12 protein-coding genes are annotated in these 15,331 nt (G+C 71.8%); 6 read left to right on the top strand and 6 right to left on the bottom strand.

Annotation, left to right across the window (positions count from 1 at the left end; all coding sequences use genetic code 11):
* Nucleotides 1–2 precede the first annotated feature (2 nt).
* The 3 genes from smc to HD596_RS64640 all read left to right on the top strand — a co-directional run bounded on the left by smc (nucleotide 3) and on the right by HD596_RS64640 (nucleotide 6,916).
* On the top strand, nucleotides 3–3,683 hold the full coding sequence (gene smc, locus HD596_RS04715) for a chromosome segregation protein SMC (RefSeq protein WP_185068065.1): 3,681 nt from the start codon (nucleotides 3–5) through the stop codon (nucleotides 3,681–3,683).
* Between the two features lie 119 nt (nucleotides 3,684–3,802).
* A complete protein-coding gene (gene ftsY, locus HD596_RS04710; protein WP_185068064.1) occupies nucleotides 3,803–4,981 on the top strand; it encodes a signal recognition particle-docking protein FtsY in 1,179 nt (392 codons plus the stop codon).
* Nucleotides 4,982–5,239: 258 nt separating this feature from the next.
* Nucleotides 5,240–6,916, top strand: coding sequence for a tetratricopeptide repeat protein (locus HD596_RS64640; RefSeq protein ID WP_185068063.1), 1,677 nt, complete (start codon nucleotides 5,240–5,242; stop codon nucleotides 6,914–6,916).
* Nucleotides 6,917–6,931: 15 nt separating this feature from the next.
* Here the strand turns inward: HD596_RS64640 and HD596_RS04700 are convergent, their stop codons facing one another.
* From HD596_RS04700 to HD596_RS04690, 3 genes are read right to left on the bottom strand one after another with little or no spacing between them, the layout of a single operon-like run.
* Entirely contained in the window at nucleotides 6,932–7,726 is a 795-nt protein-coding gene (locus tag HD596_RS04700) for an ABC transporter ATP-binding protein (protein WP_185068062.1), read from the bottom strand.
* Nucleotides 7,723–8,766: a FecCD family ABC transporter permease gene (locus HD596_RS04695; protein ID WP_185068061.1), complete on the bottom strand. Its 1,044-nt coding sequence runs from the start codon at nucleotides 8,764–8,766 to the stop codon at nucleotides 7,723–7,725. Before HD596_RS04695 ends, HD596_RS04700 begins: the two co-directional genes overlap by 4 nt.
* A complete protein-coding gene (locus HD596_RS04690) occupies nucleotides 8,766–9,800 on the bottom strand; it encodes a FecCD family ABC transporter permease (RefSeq protein ID WP_313042754.1) in 1,035 nt (344 codons plus the stop codon). The genes HD596_RS04695 and HD596_RS04690 overlap by 1 nt, the downstream gene beginning before the upstream one ends.
* 250 nt (nucleotides 9,801–10,050) lie before the next feature.
* On the opposite strand from HD596_RS04690, the gene HD596_RS04685 reads away from it, so the two are divergent.
* Complete coding sequence (locus tag HD596_RS04685) at nucleotides 10,051–10,893, top strand: ABC transporter substrate-binding protein (protein WP_246554134.1); 843 nt, start codon at nucleotides 10,051–10,053, stop codon at nucleotides 10,891–10,893.
* 5 nt (nucleotides 10,894–10,898) lie between these two features.
* On the opposite strand, the gene HD596_RS04680 is transcribed toward HD596_RS04685, so the two are convergent.
* A complete protein-coding gene (locus tag HD596_RS04680) occupies nucleotides 10,899–11,975 on the bottom strand; it encodes a PLP-dependent cysteine synthase family protein (RefSeq protein ID WP_185068058.1) in 1,077 nt (358 codons plus the stop codon).
* A 247-nt stretch (nucleotides 11,976–12,222) separates the two neighbouring features.
* On the opposite strand from HD596_RS04680, the gene HD596_RS04675 reads away from it, so the two are divergent.
* Nucleotides 12,223–12,807, top strand: coding sequence for a sigma-70 family RNA polymerase sigma factor (locus HD596_RS04675; protein WP_185068057.1), 585 nt, complete (start codon nucleotides 12,223–12,225; stop codon nucleotides 12,805–12,807).
* 7 nt (nucleotides 12,808–12,814) lie between these two features.
* Here the strand turns inward: HD596_RS04675 and HD596_RS63555 are convergent, their stop codons facing one another.
* Nucleotides 12,815–13,759 (bottom strand): anti-sigma factor RsbA family regulatory protein, encoded by a 945-nt coding sequence (locus tag HD596_RS63555; RefSeq protein WP_185068056.1) that lies wholly within the window; start codon nucleotides 13,757–13,759, stop codon nucleotides 12,815–12,817.
* Nucleotides 13,760–13,778: 19 nt separating this feature from the next.
* Nucleotides 13,779–14,618 carry a DMT family transporter gene (locus HD596_RS04665; protein ID WP_185068055.1) on the bottom strand — a complete coding sequence of 280 codons (840 nt, stop codon included), beginning with the start codon at nucleotides 14,616–14,618 and terminating at the stop codon, nucleotides 13,779–13,781.
* A gap of 90 nt (nucleotides 14,619–14,708) precedes the next feature.
* Here HD596_RS04665 and HD596_RS04660 point away from each other — a divergent pair, with 90 nt between their 5' ends.
* A complete protein-coding gene (locus HD596_RS04660; RefSeq protein ID WP_185068054.1) occupies nucleotides 14,709–15,284 on the top strand; it encodes a helix-turn-helix domain-containing protein in 576 nt (191 codons plus the stop codon).
* The last annotated feature ends 47 nt before the right edge of the window (nucleotides 15,285–15,331 follow it).

The raw sequence follows: 15,331 nt of genomic DNA, 5'->3' as shown, positions 1-15,331 counted from the left end.
GCTTGTATTTGAAGACCCTCACCCTGCGCGGCTTCAAGTCCTTCGCCTCGGCGACCGCCCTGCGTCTCGAGCCGGGCATCACCTGCGTCGTCGGCCCCAACGGCTCGGGAAAGTCCAACGTCGTCGACGCCCTCGCCTGGGTCATGGGCGAGCACAGCGCCAAGTCGCTGCGCGGCGGCAAGATGGAGGACGTCATCTTCGCCGGCACCTCCTCCAGGCCGCCGCTCGGGCGCGCCGAGGTGACGCTGACCATCGACAACTCCGACGGCGCGCTGCCGATCGACTACACCGAGGTCACGATCAGCCGGCTGATGTTCCGGTCGGGGCAGAGCGAATACGCGATCAACGGCGACACCTGCCGCCTGCTCGACATCCAGGAGCTGCTGTCCGACTCCGGCATCGGCCGCGAGATGCACGTGATCGTCGGCCAGGGCCAGCTCGACGCCGTCCTGCACGCGGGCCCCGAGGACCGGCGGGCGTTCATCGAAGAGGCCGCGGGCGTGCTCAAGCACCGCAAGCGCAAGGAGAAAGCGCTGCGCAAGCTCGACTCCATGCAGGCCAACCTGACCCGCGTACAGGACCTCACCACCGAGCTGCGCCGCCAGCTCAAGCCGCTGGGCCGGCAGGCGGAGATCGCCCGCAAGGCCGCCGTCATCCAGGCCGACCTGCGTGACGCCCGGCTGCGGCTGCTGGCCGACGACGTGTGCATCCTGCGTACGACGCTGGAGCGCGAGGCCGCCGACGAGGCCGCGATCACCACCAGGCGCAACCAAGTGGAGGCCGAGCTGGCCGAAGGCCAGCAGCGCGAGGCGGCCCTGGAGACGGCCGAGGCCGAGACCCAGCCGCGGCTGAGCGCCGCGCAGGAGACGTACTTCCGGCTCTCGTCGCTGCGCGAGCGCATCACCGGCCTGGCGCAGCTCGCCGCCGAGCGCCACCGCCACGCGCTCGACGCCGCCGCCATCGAGCGCCGCGGCCGCGACCCCGAGGACCTCGAGCGCGAGGCCGCCGAGGTGCGCGAGCGGGAGCTGATCCTCAGGGCCGAGCTGGAGCAGGCCCAGGAGCTGCTGGAGGAGGCCGTCCAGCGGCGGGCCGAGGCCGAGGCCGAGCTGAGCGCCGAGGAGCACCGCCTCGCCCTGGCCGCCCGGGCCGCCGCCGACCGCCGCGAAGGGCTGGCCAAGCTGCGCGGCCAGGTCGATTCCGTACGGAGCCGCACGCGGGCCGCCGAGGAGGAGATCGGGCGGCTCCAGCAGTCCGTGGCCGACGCGGCCGGGCGCGAGCGGCGGGCCAGGGAGGACCTGGAGGCGCAGCGGCTGGAGGAGCCCGCGGTCGATCCCGCGCTCGCCGAGGAGCTGGCCACGGCGCAGGCGCTGGTGGAGGAGGCCAAGGCGGTCGCCGACGAGGCCCGCGCGGCGGCCGAGGAGGCCAAGGCCGGCCTCGACGCGCCCCGTGCCGCCCTGCAGGCCGCCAAGTCCGCGATGACCACCGCACGCGCCGCCGACCAGGAGGCCCAGCGGTCCGTGGCCGCGCTGATCGCTCGCCGGGACGCCCTGGAGCTGGGGCTCGCCAAGGGCGACGGCGGCGCGGCCCTGCTGGAGGCCGACCTGGCCGGGGTGCTGGGGCCGCTGGCCGCCTCGATGCAGGTCACGCCCGGCGCGGAGCCGGCGGTGGCGGCCGTGCTGGGCCCGATCGCCGAGGCCATCGCGGTCAAGACCCTCGACACCGCCGTCGAGGCCCTCGACCTGCTGCGCACCCAGGGCTCGGGCCAGGCGACCCTCCTGGTGGGGGCGGACGAGGACAGGGCCCGGCGCGCCCGTACGGCGGCTCCCGAGGGCGGCCAGTGGGCCGCCGACCTCGTCACGGTCCCCGACCACCTGCGGCCCGCCCTCGACCACGTCCTCGCGGACGTCGTGGTCGTGGCGGACCTCGAAGCCGCCCGCGCGGTCGTCGAGCGCCACCCCGGGCTCAGGGCGGTCACCAGGGCGGGCGACCTGGTGGGCACGCACCTGGCCAGCGGCGGCTCCGAGGGCGGCACCTCCGTGCTGCAGGTGCGGGCCGCGTTCGACGAGGCCGTCAGGGACCTGGAGGAGGCCGAGAGCCGGGCGGAGGAGACGGCCGTCGCACTCGACCAGGCGGTCGAGCAGGAGCAGGCGGCCCAGGCCGCGTTGGAGGCCGCCCAGGCGAAGGTCAACGAGGCCCAGACCGCCGTCACCACCGCCCAGGCGGGCGTGAGCGCCGCCCAGGGGGCCCTCGACCAGGTCAGGGGCCGCCAGCGGGAGGCCGACCAGCGCAACGCCGCCGCCGCCAAGCGGCTGGCCCAGCTCGAGGCCGCCGCCACCGCCGCCCACGACGAGGCCGAGCGCCTGGCCGTGAGCGTCACCAAGGCGGAGGAGGCCCGCGCCGAAGGGCTGGAGGAGCTGGCCGAGCTGGAGATCCGCCTGGCCGAGGCCGAATACGCCCAGGAGCTGGAGTCCGAGCCCACCACCGACCTCCGCGACGACCTGGCCGGCGCCTGCGAGGCCGCCCGGCAGCGCGAGATGGACACCCGCCTCCAGGTCCGCACCGCCGAGGAGCGGGTCAAGGGCATCGAGGGCCGCGCCGACGGGCTCGTCCGGGCCGCCCAGCGCGAGCGCCAGGACCGCGCCCAGGCCGCCGCCCAGCGCGCCAGGCGCCGGCAGCAGGCCGCCGTGGCCGAGGCCGTCAGCAAGGGCGCCAAGCAGGTGCTCAGGGAGCTCGAGTCCTCCATCCGGCTCGCGTCGAGGGAGCGCGACGAGGCCGACCTCGCCAGGGTCGCCGTCGACGCCGAGCTCAAGCAGGTGCGCCTGCGCGTCCGCGAGCTCGGCCAGGAGCTGGACAAGCTGGTCAACCGCGTGCACGGCAGCGAGGTCGCCCGCACCGAGCAGCGGCTGCGGCTGGAGCAGATGGAGCAGCGGGCGCTGGAGGAGTTCGGGGTCGAGATCGAGGCCCTGATCGCCGAGTACGGGCCCGAGGTCCCGGTGCCCGGCGACCCGCCCGTGCCGTACGTGCGCGAGGAGCAGGAGAAGCGGGCCAGGGCCGCCGAGCGACAGATGAACCAGCTCGGCAAGGTCAACCCCCTCGCCCTGGAGGAGTTCGCGGCGCTGGAGGAGCGGCACGCGTTCCTCACCTCGCAGCTGGAGGACCTCAAGAAGACCAGGCGCGACCTGCTGACCGTGGTCAAGGAGGTCGACGACCGGGTGGAGCAGATGTTCGCCTCGGCGTACGAGGACGTGGCCCGGGAGTTCGAGCAGATCTTCACCAGGGTGTTCCCGGGCGGCGAGGGCCGGCTGGTGCTGACCGAGCCGGCCGACATGCTGACCACCGGCATCGAGGTCGAGGCGCGGCCGCCGGGCAAGAAGGTCAAGCGGCTGTCGCTGCTGTCGGGCGGGGAGCGCTCGCTGACCGCCGTGGCGTTCCTGATCTCCATCTTCAAGGCGCGGCCCTCGCCGTTCTACGTGATGGACGAGGTCGAGGCGGCGCTCGACGACACCAACACGCAGCGGCTGCTGACGCTGTTCGAGGAGCTGCGGCAGAGCTCGCAGCTGATCGTCATCACCCACAACAAGCGCACGATGGAGATCGCCGACGCGCTCTACGGCGTCTCGATGCGCGGGGACGGCGTGACGCAGGTCGTCAGCCAGCGGCTGCGCGAACGCGAGCCCGCCTGACACCGCGGCTCAGCGAGCGGTGGCGGCGCGCCGGACAGCCGGTCCGCGGGCGCGAGTTGGGCCTGATCGGTGGTGCCTTGGGCATGACCATGCCGGTCGATCTGGAAAACTGACATCTTGTGGATGGTTACCTCGGCGTCATAGTGATCGTGGCCGTCGTCGCCCTGCTGGCGGCCGGCGGTCTTCTGCTGTACTTCAAGCCGGGTCGCAAGGCGGCCCCGCCGGTCAAACCGCCAGAGCAGCCCGTGCTTCCCGAGCAGGAGGAGCGGCCCGCGGGAGTGGCGGGCGAGGAGGGCGAGGGCGCGACCACCACGCTGCCGCCACCGGTCAAGCCCGCCGAGCCGGCCGTCGTCACGCCCGAGATCGAGGTGCCGCCGCCGTCCGCGGGCCGGATGGTGCGGCTGCGCTCGCGGCTGGCGCGCTCGCAGAGCGCCCTCGGGCGCGGCCTGCTGGAGCTGCTCTCCCGCGACCGCCTCGACGACGACGTGTGGGACGAGGTCGAGGAGAAGCTGATCACCGCCGACGTCGGCGTCGCGCCGACCCGCGTGATCGTCGACGACCTGCGCACCAAGGTCAAGGTGCTGGGCAGCCGCACCCCCGAGGAGCTGCGCGGCCTGCTGCGCGAGGAGCTGCTGGCCCAGGTCAACCCCGACCTCGACCGCACGCTCCACATCCAGAAGCACGGCGAGCGGCCCGCGGTGGCCCTCGTCGTGGGCGTCAACGGCACCGGCAAGACCACCACCACCGGCAAGCTCGCCCGTTCGCTCGTCGGCGACGGCAAGAAGGTCGTGCTCGGCGCGGCCGACACGTTCCGCGCGGCCGCCGCCGACCAGCTCCAGACCTGGGGCGAGCGGGTGGGCGCCGACGTCGTGCGCGGCCCCGAGGGCGGCGACCCGGCCTCCGTGGCGTTCGACGCCGTCGCCAGGGGGATCGAGGAGAAGGTCGACGTGGTCATCGTCGACACCGCGGGCCGCCTCCACACCAAGACCGGCCTCATGGACGAGCTGGGCAAGGTCAAGCGGGTCATCGAGAAGAAGGCCACGGTCGACGAGGTCCTGCTCGTCCTCGACGCCACCACGGGCCAGAACGGCATGCGCCAGGCCCAGGTGTTCGCCGAGGTGGTCAACATCACAGGCATCGCGCTGACCAAGCTCGACGGCACCGCCAAGGGCGGCATCGTGATCTCCGTGCAGCGGGAGCTGGGGGTGCCGGTCAAGCTCGCGGGGCTCGGCGAGGGGCCCGACGATCTGGCGCCGTTCGACCCCGAGGTGTTCGTGGACGCGATCCTGGGGGAGTGATGCGAAACGATTCGGGCGCGCGGTAATTGTCCGGGGAATAGCCATTACCAGATAAACAATTGTTCGAAGGGCTGTCCCGTGCTGACATGTAGCGGTCATCAAATGATCGCTCGTTCCGCGCAAAGGGGCGCCATGAAGAAGATCGTCGTTCACCGGCCAGGAACCGTGAAGCCGACCGCCGCGGCCGCGCCGAGGCACAGCGCCTGAGCCGCCCGGCCGGCGTCTCGTGGGGCGCCGGCCAGCACGGAAAGGCCTTTCGTGGACACGATCTCCCTTGACGCCGACCGCCGGATCGGCGGCCCCTACACTCTCGCGGCCGGGCTCCTCGGCCACCTCGTCCCCCGGGCGCTGGAGCGCCGGCCCGAGCTGGTCGCCGCGCACGACATCGAGATCCGCGCCGCCGCGCCGCGGCTGCGCGGGTCCGTCCCCGAGCGCCGGAGCTCGCTGGCCGGCCGCCTGCCCCGAGGGCAGCGCATCCTCGTGCCCGGCGCCCGGCGCAGCCTCAGGATCGCGAACGGGCTGGCCGAGTTCGTCCGCGACCACCTGCGCGACGCGGGCCCGCTGGTGCTCACCGTGACGAACCTGGGCACGGCCGACCACACCGACACCGAGCTGGTGGCCGTGCTGCGGCGCAGGCTCGACCCGGGGCTGCTGCGCATCGACGAGGGCCCGCCGGCCCCGAGCGCCGGACCGCTGTGCGCCGACTTCGACCGTTACCGCGACGAGGGCTTCCACCACGCCATGGCCGAGTCGGGCCTGGCCGTGCTGCGCGGGATGGCGTACGAGGACGACCCGGAGGGCTGGCAGCTCCTCCTGCAACGCGTCGCCGGCGCCCTGGAGGCCATCGAGCGCGAGGACGAGGCCCGCGAGCTCTACGACCGGGCCAGGCGCGTGAGCACCGACCCCAAGCACCGCGCCACCGTCGCGTACGCGACCGCCATGATCCTCGTACGCCACCACGACCCCGCCCGGCGCGACCCCGAGCAGGCCCTGGCCTGGATCAACGAGGCGATCACGATCACGTCGCTGCTGCCTGACCGCCGCGAGCGGGCCTTCCACCTCGGGTTCGACCTCAACGGCAAGGCCCTGGTCGAGGTACGCAGGGGCCGTCCCGAGGCGGCCATGGAGCTCGTGCGGCAGGCCATCGACCTGGCGGAGACGGACCTGGCCGGCGAGCACCCGATCCACCGGCTCGTGCTCCACGCCAACAGGGCGCAGCTGCTGGCCATGGCGGGCCGGACGGAGGAGGCGCTGGCCGACTACACGCGGGCCGTCGAGGCCGATCCCGGCTACCCCGACTACTACCTCGAACGCGGCAACCTGCTGCACCGGCTCGGCCGGTCGGAGAAGGCGCTGGCCGACTACGAGGCGGTCATGCGGCTCAGCCCGCCCTTCCCCGAGGCGTACTACAACCGGGCCGAGGTCCGGTTCGCGGCGGGCGACCTCGACGGGGCCCGCGCCGACCTGGACCACACGCTGGAGCTGGACCCCGAGTTCGCGCCCGCGTACGTGAACCGCAGCGGGATCGACGTGGTCATGGGGGACTACGCGAGTGCCAGGCAGGACGTGGTGCGCGGGCTGGGGCTGACGCCCCGCGACCCCCACCTGCTGTGCGTGCTCGGGCAGGTGGAGCTGGCCGAGGGCCGGCGGCCGGAGGCGCGGACCGCGTTCGACGGGGCGCTGGAGGCCGACCCCGAGCTGGTGGCGGCCTGGGCGGGCCGGGCCGAGCTGGCCTTCGAGGGCGGCGACCACGACGCGGCGCTGGCCGACCTGACCCACGCGCTGAAGCTGGCGGAGACGGCCGAGCTGCTGTTCAACAGGTCCGTGGTCTACCGGGCCGCGGGGCTGGCGGACAAGGCCAGGGACGACCTGCTCAGAGCCGCGGAGCTGGCTCCCGACGACGAGGAGATCGGGCGGGCGCTGGCAGAGGCGTGACCTGGCGGGCGGACGCTATTCGGCGGGGTGCGAACGCGGCCGGATCGGGACCACGAGCGGCGTCCCCGCCACCGGGTCCTCGATGACCTTGGCGTCCAGCTCGAACACCTCGCCCAGCAGGTCCTCGGTCAGCACCTCGTGCGGGGTGCCCGCGGCGACCACCCGCCCGGCGCGCATGGCCACCAGCCGGTCGGCGTAGCGGGCGGCCAGGTTGAGGTCGTGCAGGACCATGACGACCGTGCGGCCCGCCTCCTGGTGCAGGTGCCGTACGAGCTCCAGCACCTCCACCTGGTGCGCCAGGTCCAGGAACGTGGTCGGCTCGTCGAGCAGCAGCAGGTCGGTGCCCTGGGCCAGGGCCATGGAGATCCACGCCCGCTGCCGCTGCCCGCCCGACAGCTCGTCCAGCGGCCGTTCCGCCAGGTCGGCCAGGCCCGTCATGTCCAGGGCGGCCGCGACGGCGCCCTCGTCGTCCGAGGACCACTGCCGGTACCACGTCTGGTGCGGATGCCTGCCCCTGGCCACCAGGTCGGCCACGGTCAGCCCTTCGGGGGCGCTGGGCGCCTGGGGGAGCACGCCGAGGATCTTGGCCACCTCGCGGGTGGGGATCTTGTCGATGCGCTTGCCGTCCAGCAGCACCTCGCCGCGCTGCGGCTTGAGCAGGCGGCCGAGCGCGCGCAGCAGCGTGGACTTGCCGCAGCCGTTCGGACCGATGATCGTGGTCACCGTGCCCGCCTCGATGCCGAGGTCGAGCCCGTCGACCACCAGGCGTTCGCCGTACCCGAGCTTGACGCCGGCGGCCTGCAGCCTCATTTGCGTGACCTCCAGATCAGGTGGATCAGGTAAGGGGCGCCCAGCACGGCCGTGACGATGCCGACCGGCAGCTCCAGCGGGGAGAACGCGGTCCTGGCGATCAGGTCGGCGGCGGTGGTGAGCACGGCGCCCACGACCGCCGAGCACAGCAGCGGCGGCTGGGCCGAGCGGGTGATCCTGAGCGCGATCTGCGGCGAGGACAGGGCCACGAACGCGATCGGGCCGGCGGAGGCGGTGGCCACGGCGGCCAGCAGCACGGCCGCCAGGATCATCAGCGCGCGGGCCAGGTTGGTGCGGACGCCGAGAGCCGTCACCGTGTCGTCGCCGAAGCGCAGGGCGTCGAGGGAGCGGGTGCCGAGCAGGGTCAGCGGCACCAGCACGGCCAGGGCCAGCGCGGTGGGCAGCACGTGCTCCCAGCCGCGGCCGTTGAGCGAGCCGCTGATCCAGACCATGGCGCGGCCGGTGTCGTTGACGTCGCCGACGGTCAGGAGCCAGAACTTGATGTTCGTGAACACGGCGGCCACGCCGATGCCGACCAGGACCAGCCGGTAGCCGTCCAGGCCGCGCCGCCACGCCAGCCCGTACACGACGGCCGCGCCGACCAGGGCGCCGAGCAGGGCCAGCGCGGGGATGCCGACGGTGGCCAGCAGGCCGCTGGCGCCGCCGTACACGCTGCCGCCGGCCACGACGCCGGCCACGACCGTGACCGAGGCGCCGGTGGTGACGCCGAGGATCTCGGGGCTGGCGAGCGGGTTGCGCGCGATGGACTGGATGATCGCGCCGGACAGCGCGAGCGCCGCGCCGACGAGGGCGCCGGTGAGGGCGCGCGGCAGGCGCAGCTCCATGATGACGAAGTGGGCGGCGCTGTTGACGTCGAACGTGCCGGAGATCACTTCCGGAAGCGTCATCGGGATCTCGCCGATGCGCATGTTCATGGCCATGAGAAGGACGATCAGGGCCAGGCCGATCAGGGAGACGGCGACGCCGCGCAGCCGTAGCCGCCAGGACAGGGTGCCGACGCGCAGGGAGAGAGTGGTCATCACAGTCGCACGGGCTTCCTGCGCCTGACGAGCGCGACGAAGAACGGCGCGCCGAGCAGCGCGAGCACCACGCCCACCTCCAGCTCTCCCGGCGGGGCCACCACGCGGCCGATCACGTCGGCGAGCAGCAGCAGCGCCGCGCCGATCAGCCCCGAGAACGGCAGCAGCCACCGGTGGTCGGTGCCCGACAGCGAGCGGGCGAGGTGGGGCACGATCAGGCCCACGAACGCCAGCGAGCCGCAGGCCGCGACGGCCGCGCCCGACAGCAGGGTGACCGCGGCGACGCCGACGGCGCGGGTCGTGGAGATGTTCTGGCCGAGGCTCCTGGCCACGTCCTCGCCGAGGGAGAGCGCGTTCAGGCCCGGCGCGTTGACCATCGCGAGCACCAGGCCCACGAGGATGAACGGCAGCACCTGCCAGACCACCTCCGAGCCCCTGGCCGCGATCGAGCCGGCCTGCCAGAAGCGGAAGACGTCCATCGCCTGCTCGTCCAGCAGCACGATGGCCGAGGTCAGCGCGTACAGCAGGGCGCTCACGGCGGTGCCCGCCAGCGCCAGCGTGACCGGGGTGGGGCCGCCCCTGCCGCCCACCATGCCCAGCGCGAACACCCCGACGCTGGCGATCAGGGCGCCCGCCAGGCCGAACCAGATGTAGGCGAGCAGGCTGGAGGTGCCGAGCAGGATGATCGAGGACACCATCGCGAACGCCGCCCCCTGCGTGACGCCGAGCAGTCCCGGGTCGGCGAGCGGGTTGCGGGTGTGGCCCTGCATGAGCGCGCCCGCCACGCCGAGCGCGATCCCGGCGAGGACGCCCAGGGCGGTCCTGGGGACGCGCAGGGAGCGGATGACGATGTCGTTCTCGGTCCCGGTGGAGGCCGTGAGGGCGTGCCAGGCGTCGGCGAGCGGCACGGACTTGGAGCCGACCGTGATGCTCAGCACGATCGCGACCAGCACGGCGGCCAGCAGGGCGAGGAGAACGGTGAGCCGCCTGTGCCGGATGCCATGGAGGCGCGGGGCCACGGCGGTCGCACTCACCCACGTCCTCCTCAATGTTTGATCGGTCCTGGTGAAGTATGCCAGCTTAGGCAGGGCTAACCTAATTTAGGTTTGCCTAAGTTCTGGGGTCCGGGAAAGGGATCTGATGAGATCGTTGCGCGTGCTGGCCGGTGCTGTCCTGATGGCGGGGCTCGCCGCCTGTGGTTCTTCCGCTGGTTCTTCCGCTGGTTCTTCCGCCGGGAAACCGCCGGAGGCCGCCTCTTCCGCGTTCAGGACCGTCAAGCACGCGATGGGCGAGACCGTGATCCCCGCTCAGCCGAAGCGGGTGGTGGCGCTCGACCAGAGCTTCGTCGACGCGGTGCTCACGCTGGAGACGCCGGTGGTGGGGTACACGACGTACCGGTCGCTCGACGACAAGCTGCCCGCCTATCTGGGGACCGTCGCCGAGCAGTACGGCAAGGAGGCCACCCCGGTCGGCTCGCTGGAGCAGCCGAGCCTGGAGAAGATCATGGCGCTGAAGCCCGACCTGATCGTCTCGGCGAAGGTCCGGCACGAGGCCCTGTACGACAAGCTGTCCAAGATCGCGCCGACCGTCTTCAGCGAGACCACCGGGGCCATCTGGAAGGAGAACCTCCGGCTCATGGGACAGGCCCTGGGCAAGGAGCAGCTCGCCGACACCAGGATCAAGGAGTACGAGGGGCGAGCGGCCAAGATCGGCGCGGCCATCAAGGCGAAGGACGGCGAGCTGCCGACGATCTCGGTGGTGCGGTTCGCCGGCGAGCCGACAGTGAGGCTTTATGTGGAGAAGTCCTATTCCGGGCTGGTGCTGAAGGACGTCGGGTTCCCGCGGCCCGAGGGGCAGCCGACCGAGCAGGACGCCATCGCGGTGGACATCAGCCAGGAGCGGATCGCGGACCTGGACGCCGACCACATCTTCGTCTCGACATATCAGGATCCGTCGGCGGAGGGGCCCAAGGAGAAGTTCGTGAACAACCCGCTCTGGGGCAAGCTCAAGGGCGACAAGCACGAGGTCGCCGACCTGACCTGGATGACCGCGGTGGGCATCCAGGGGGCGCACGCGATCCTGGACGACGTGGCCGAGCTCTTCTCCGTCGACCCCGCCAGGGCCTGATCCGGCTATGAGGCGCTGAGGAACGCGCGGAGCTCGTCCAGGTGGGGCTCGACGTCCAGGCCCTGGTCGGCGAGCCATTGGGGGTTGCCGTACGTGCCCCGGTAGCGGTCGCCGCTGTCGCAGACCAGGGTGACGATGCTGCCCTGCTCGCCCGCCGAGCGCATCTCCTGGATGAGGTCCACGCAGGCCGCCATGTTCGTGCCCGTGGAGCCGCCGACGTCCAGGCCCGTGACCTCGCGCGTCCAGTGCATGGCGGCGATCGAGCGGGCGTCGGGGACGGCGATCATGCGGTCGATCACGGACGGCTGGAACGAGGGCTCCACGCGCGGCCGGCCGATGCCCTCGATGCGGGAGCCCCGCGCGGTGACCGTGGTGTCGCCGGAGACCCAGCTCGGGTAGAAGGCCGAGCCCTCGGGGTCGACGACGGCCAGGCGGGTGGGGTGGCGGCGGTAGCGTATGTAGCGGCCGATGGTCGACGACGTGCCGCCGGTGCCGGCGCCCACCACGATCCAGGAGGGCTCCGGGTGGGGCTCCATGGACATCTGGGAATAGATGGACTCGGCGATGTTGTTGTTGCCGCGCCAGTCGGTCGCCCGCTCCGCGTAGGTGAACTGGTCCATGAAATGGCCGCCGGTCTCGGCGGCCAGCCGGTGAGATTCCTCATAGATCGCGCCGGGGTCGGTCACGAGGTGACACTTCCCGCCGTAGAACTCGATGAGGTGACACTTCTCCGGCGACGTGGACGCGGGCATGACCGCGATGAACGGCAGGCCCAGCAGGCGCGCGAAGTACGCCTCGCTCACGGCGGTGGACCCGCTGGACGCCTCCACGATCGTCGTGGTGGGCCCGATCCAGCCGTTCGCCAGGCCGTAGAGGAACAAGGACCGAGCAAGTCGATGTTTGAGTGAACCCGTCGGGTGTACCGATTCGTCTTTCAAGTAGAGGTTTACACCCCAGTGCGAGGGAAGCGGAAAGACGTGCAGATGTGTGTCGCAACTACGGTTGGCATCGGCCTCGACCTTGCGTATGGCGTCTGTCACCCAGTGGCGCGAGGCGAGGTCGTGACGGTCCACAAAACTCATGCCCATACGCTATCCCATGTGACTCTTGCCACTATTCCTGCGAAATTGGGTGGGTAGTGTTATGATACTGAGACTTGTCCGGCCGTGGACGTGACCACACACGCCGCGAGCAGATGGACGGAAACCCCCTCTGACCAAGGCGGATCCTCTAACGCGTCCCTTACCTGGGACTTGCCATGATGGAAACCGCCCGCAGGCGGCTTGTGCCGAAACGGGGGATAGCGCAAGGGGGAATGAATTGATCACTATGACCGATGAGCAGCGTCAGGACTGGTTCGAGCGCGATGTCGTGCCCGTGACGTCGCAGCTGTTCGCCTCCGCCATGCGCCTGACCCGCAACGCCGCTGACGCGGAGGACCTGGTGCAGGAGACGGTGGCCAAGGCGTACACCTCGTACCACCAGTTCCGGGAGGGCACCAACCTCAAGGCGTGGCTGCACCGGATCCTCACCAACAACTTCATCAACGACTACCGCAAGAAGCAGCGTTCGCCCAAGCTGTCGGCCGCCGAGGACATCGAGGACTGGCAGCTGCACGCCGCCGAGTCGCACAGCTCGACGGGCCTGCGCTCGGCCGAGACCGAGGCGCTCGACCGGCTGCCCGACAGCGTCGTGATGAACGCCCTGCGTTCGCTGCCCGAGGACTTCCGCGTGGCCGTCTACCTGGCCGACGTGGAGGGATTCGCGTACAAGGAGATCGCCGACCGCATGGGCACCCCCATCGGCACCGTGATGTCCCGCCTCCACCGGGGCCGCCGGCAGCTGCGCGGCATGCTGGAGGAGTACGCCCGCGAGGAAGGCGCCGTACGGCTCCCCGCCCAGCGCGCCGCCTGAAAGCCCCCTATGACCCCATCATGAAATGAAGGCGGACGCGTAACACGCCGCCTTCATTACGCAGCTGCACGAGATCGCAGAGCTGCCGGCTGATCCAGAGCCCGTATCCCCGAGGGGATTCGGGCTCGGGTGGTATGTAGCCGGGTAACGGGTCGTCCAGTGCGCCGCCCGGGTCGGCGATCTCGCAGACCAGCTCCCCGCCGCTCACCCACATCGTGACCATGCCGTGCCCGGCGCCGTGCTCGATGCTGTTCGCGGCGATCTCGGACACGCTGATCACGAGCGAGGTGATCAGGTTGCGGTCCATGCCGGCCGCTCTGGCGTAGTCGCCCACGCTCTGGCGCAGCCGTTTCAGCTCCCGGGCCGTGAAGGGGATGGCCTCGGCGTCATCGGCGGGCGCGGGCAGGGGCGCGCGGTCGCCGTTGAGGACCAGCTCGTGGGGCTCGACGAAGCGGGCGCTGGCCACCTCGCCATCCGTGCCCAGCAGGAGCGGGTGGCTGACGGGGGCGAAGTCGAGCGCGGCCCTGGGGGCGCGGCGCACGTCGTACAGGCACATCATGATCGTCGCCGCCGGGCGGAGCGCGGCGTTGACCACCGACTCGTAGCGGATCAGCTCCCTGATGTCGCGCTCGCTCCTGCCCTCCCAGTCGGGCTCGCCGATGACGAGGGTGCGGCGGTCGCGGGTGTACTCGTGGTAGGCGGCCAGGGTGCGGTACGGGTGGCCGTACCAGCCGGTCGAGACCCGGCTGTCGATGCGTCCGGCGTCGCGGCCGAGGGCGTCGTGCAGCAGCGCGAGCTTGTCCGCGCACGTGATCACCAGCACGTGCCTGCCCTCGTCGAGGGCGAAGCGCACGCGCGGGGTGGCGAGCCTCACAAAGGTCTCGTCCGAGTCGTGCGGCACCGCGATGTGCCGTAGCGACTCGCCGTCCGAACGTGCCCGGTCAGGGCGCACGGGCGAAACCTAGCAAGCGCTAGAGGTGCTGCGCAACGGCTATCAGCGCCACCGCCCCGAGCGCGCAGGCCACACCGGCCACCTGGATGCCCCGCAGCCGCTCTCCCAGCACCTGTCTGGCCAGCAGCAGAGTGCTCGCGGGGTACAGCGACACCAGCACGGCGACCAGGCTGAGCAGGCCGTCCTGCTGGGCCAGCAGGTAGAGCACGTTGGCCGCCATGTCCAGCACGCCCGCCGCCACGATGATGTGCAGCGAGCCCGGGCCGGGCCTGAGCGCGCGCCGCGTGACCAGGGCCAGCAGCGCCACCGTCGTGATCGACGACACTCTGGCGCCGACCAGCGGCCACAGCCCGGCATCGTCCGGCGCCATGGCCAGCAGGATGAAGAACCCGCCGAACCCGGCCCCGGCCGCCAGCGCGGTCAGCACCGAGGCGCGGGAGCCCCGGCGTTCGGCGGACCTGTCCTGGCTGACCAGCAGCACCGAGCAGAGCGCCAGCGCCACGCCCACCAGCGCCCAGAACGCCGGCCGCTCGCCCGCCGCCAGCCCGAACACCACGGGCAGCGCCGCCGAGGTGACCGCGGTCGTCGGGGCGACCACCGACATGACGCCCGTGGCCAGCGCCCGGTAGAACAGCACCAGCCCGGCCGCGCCCGACAGGCCCGCCGCCAGGCCCCACGACAGTGCGGCGGCGCCGGCCGTGCCGGGCAGCACCGGCAGCAGGGCCAGGATCAGCACCAGGCCGGCGATCTGCGACAGCACGACGACCGACAGCACCTGGGATCGGCGGGTGGCCAGGCCGCCGAAGAAGTCGGCCGTGCCGTACACCACCGCGCAGGCGGTCGCCAGGATCACGGTCACCGGTAGCCTCCTCTGGTTCAACAGGTTGCACTGTCAGTACAACACATAGAGTACATTCCATTGCAAATCCACTTCACTAGACTGCACTGCGTGGAAGATCCCGACCTGATCAACCAGGCCATCGCCAACAACGTCCGGGCCCAGCGGGCACACCGAGGGCTGACGCTCGACGCCCTCGCCGCCAGGTCGGGGGTGAGCAGGGGCATGCTGGTCCAGGTGGAGCAGGGCAGGACGAACCCGAGCGTCTCCACCCTCACCCGGATCGCCTCCGCCCTGGGCGTCACCGTGGCCCGGCTCGTCGAGGTCGCCGACGTGCCGACGGTGCGGATCGTGAGCAAGAGTGACGTGGTCACGTTCGACCAGGGGGACGTGCGGGCGCGGCTGCTGGTCGGCGCCGACGTGCCGATGATCCTGGAGCTGTGGGACTGGCGGCTGCCGCCCGGCGAGCACCACGACGGCGACGCCCACCCGCCGGGCACCCGCGAGATGCTGACCGTCCTGGACGGGGAGCTGACGCTCACCGTGTACGGCAAGAGCTACGTGATCGGCAAGGACGACGCGGTGCTCTTCACGGCCGACCGGCCGCATCGCTACGCCAACCGGGGCGCCGAGGACCTCAGGTTCGTGATGGTCGTCGCGGAGCCGCGCGACACCGATGATCGATAACCGCTGCTTCTCCTTCCCGCAACGGCATGGAAAACCTTGGTAACAGC

Origin of the sequence: Nonomuraea jabiensis (assembly GCF_014204795.1) — a bacterium.
Taxonomy (GTDB): Bacteria; Actinomycetota; Actinomycetes; order Streptosporangiales; family Streptosporangiaceae; genus Nonomuraea; species Nonomuraea jabiensis.
Note: the sequence above shows the minus strand (reverse complement) of the source record. Positions and strands in the feature narration are given on the sequence as shown.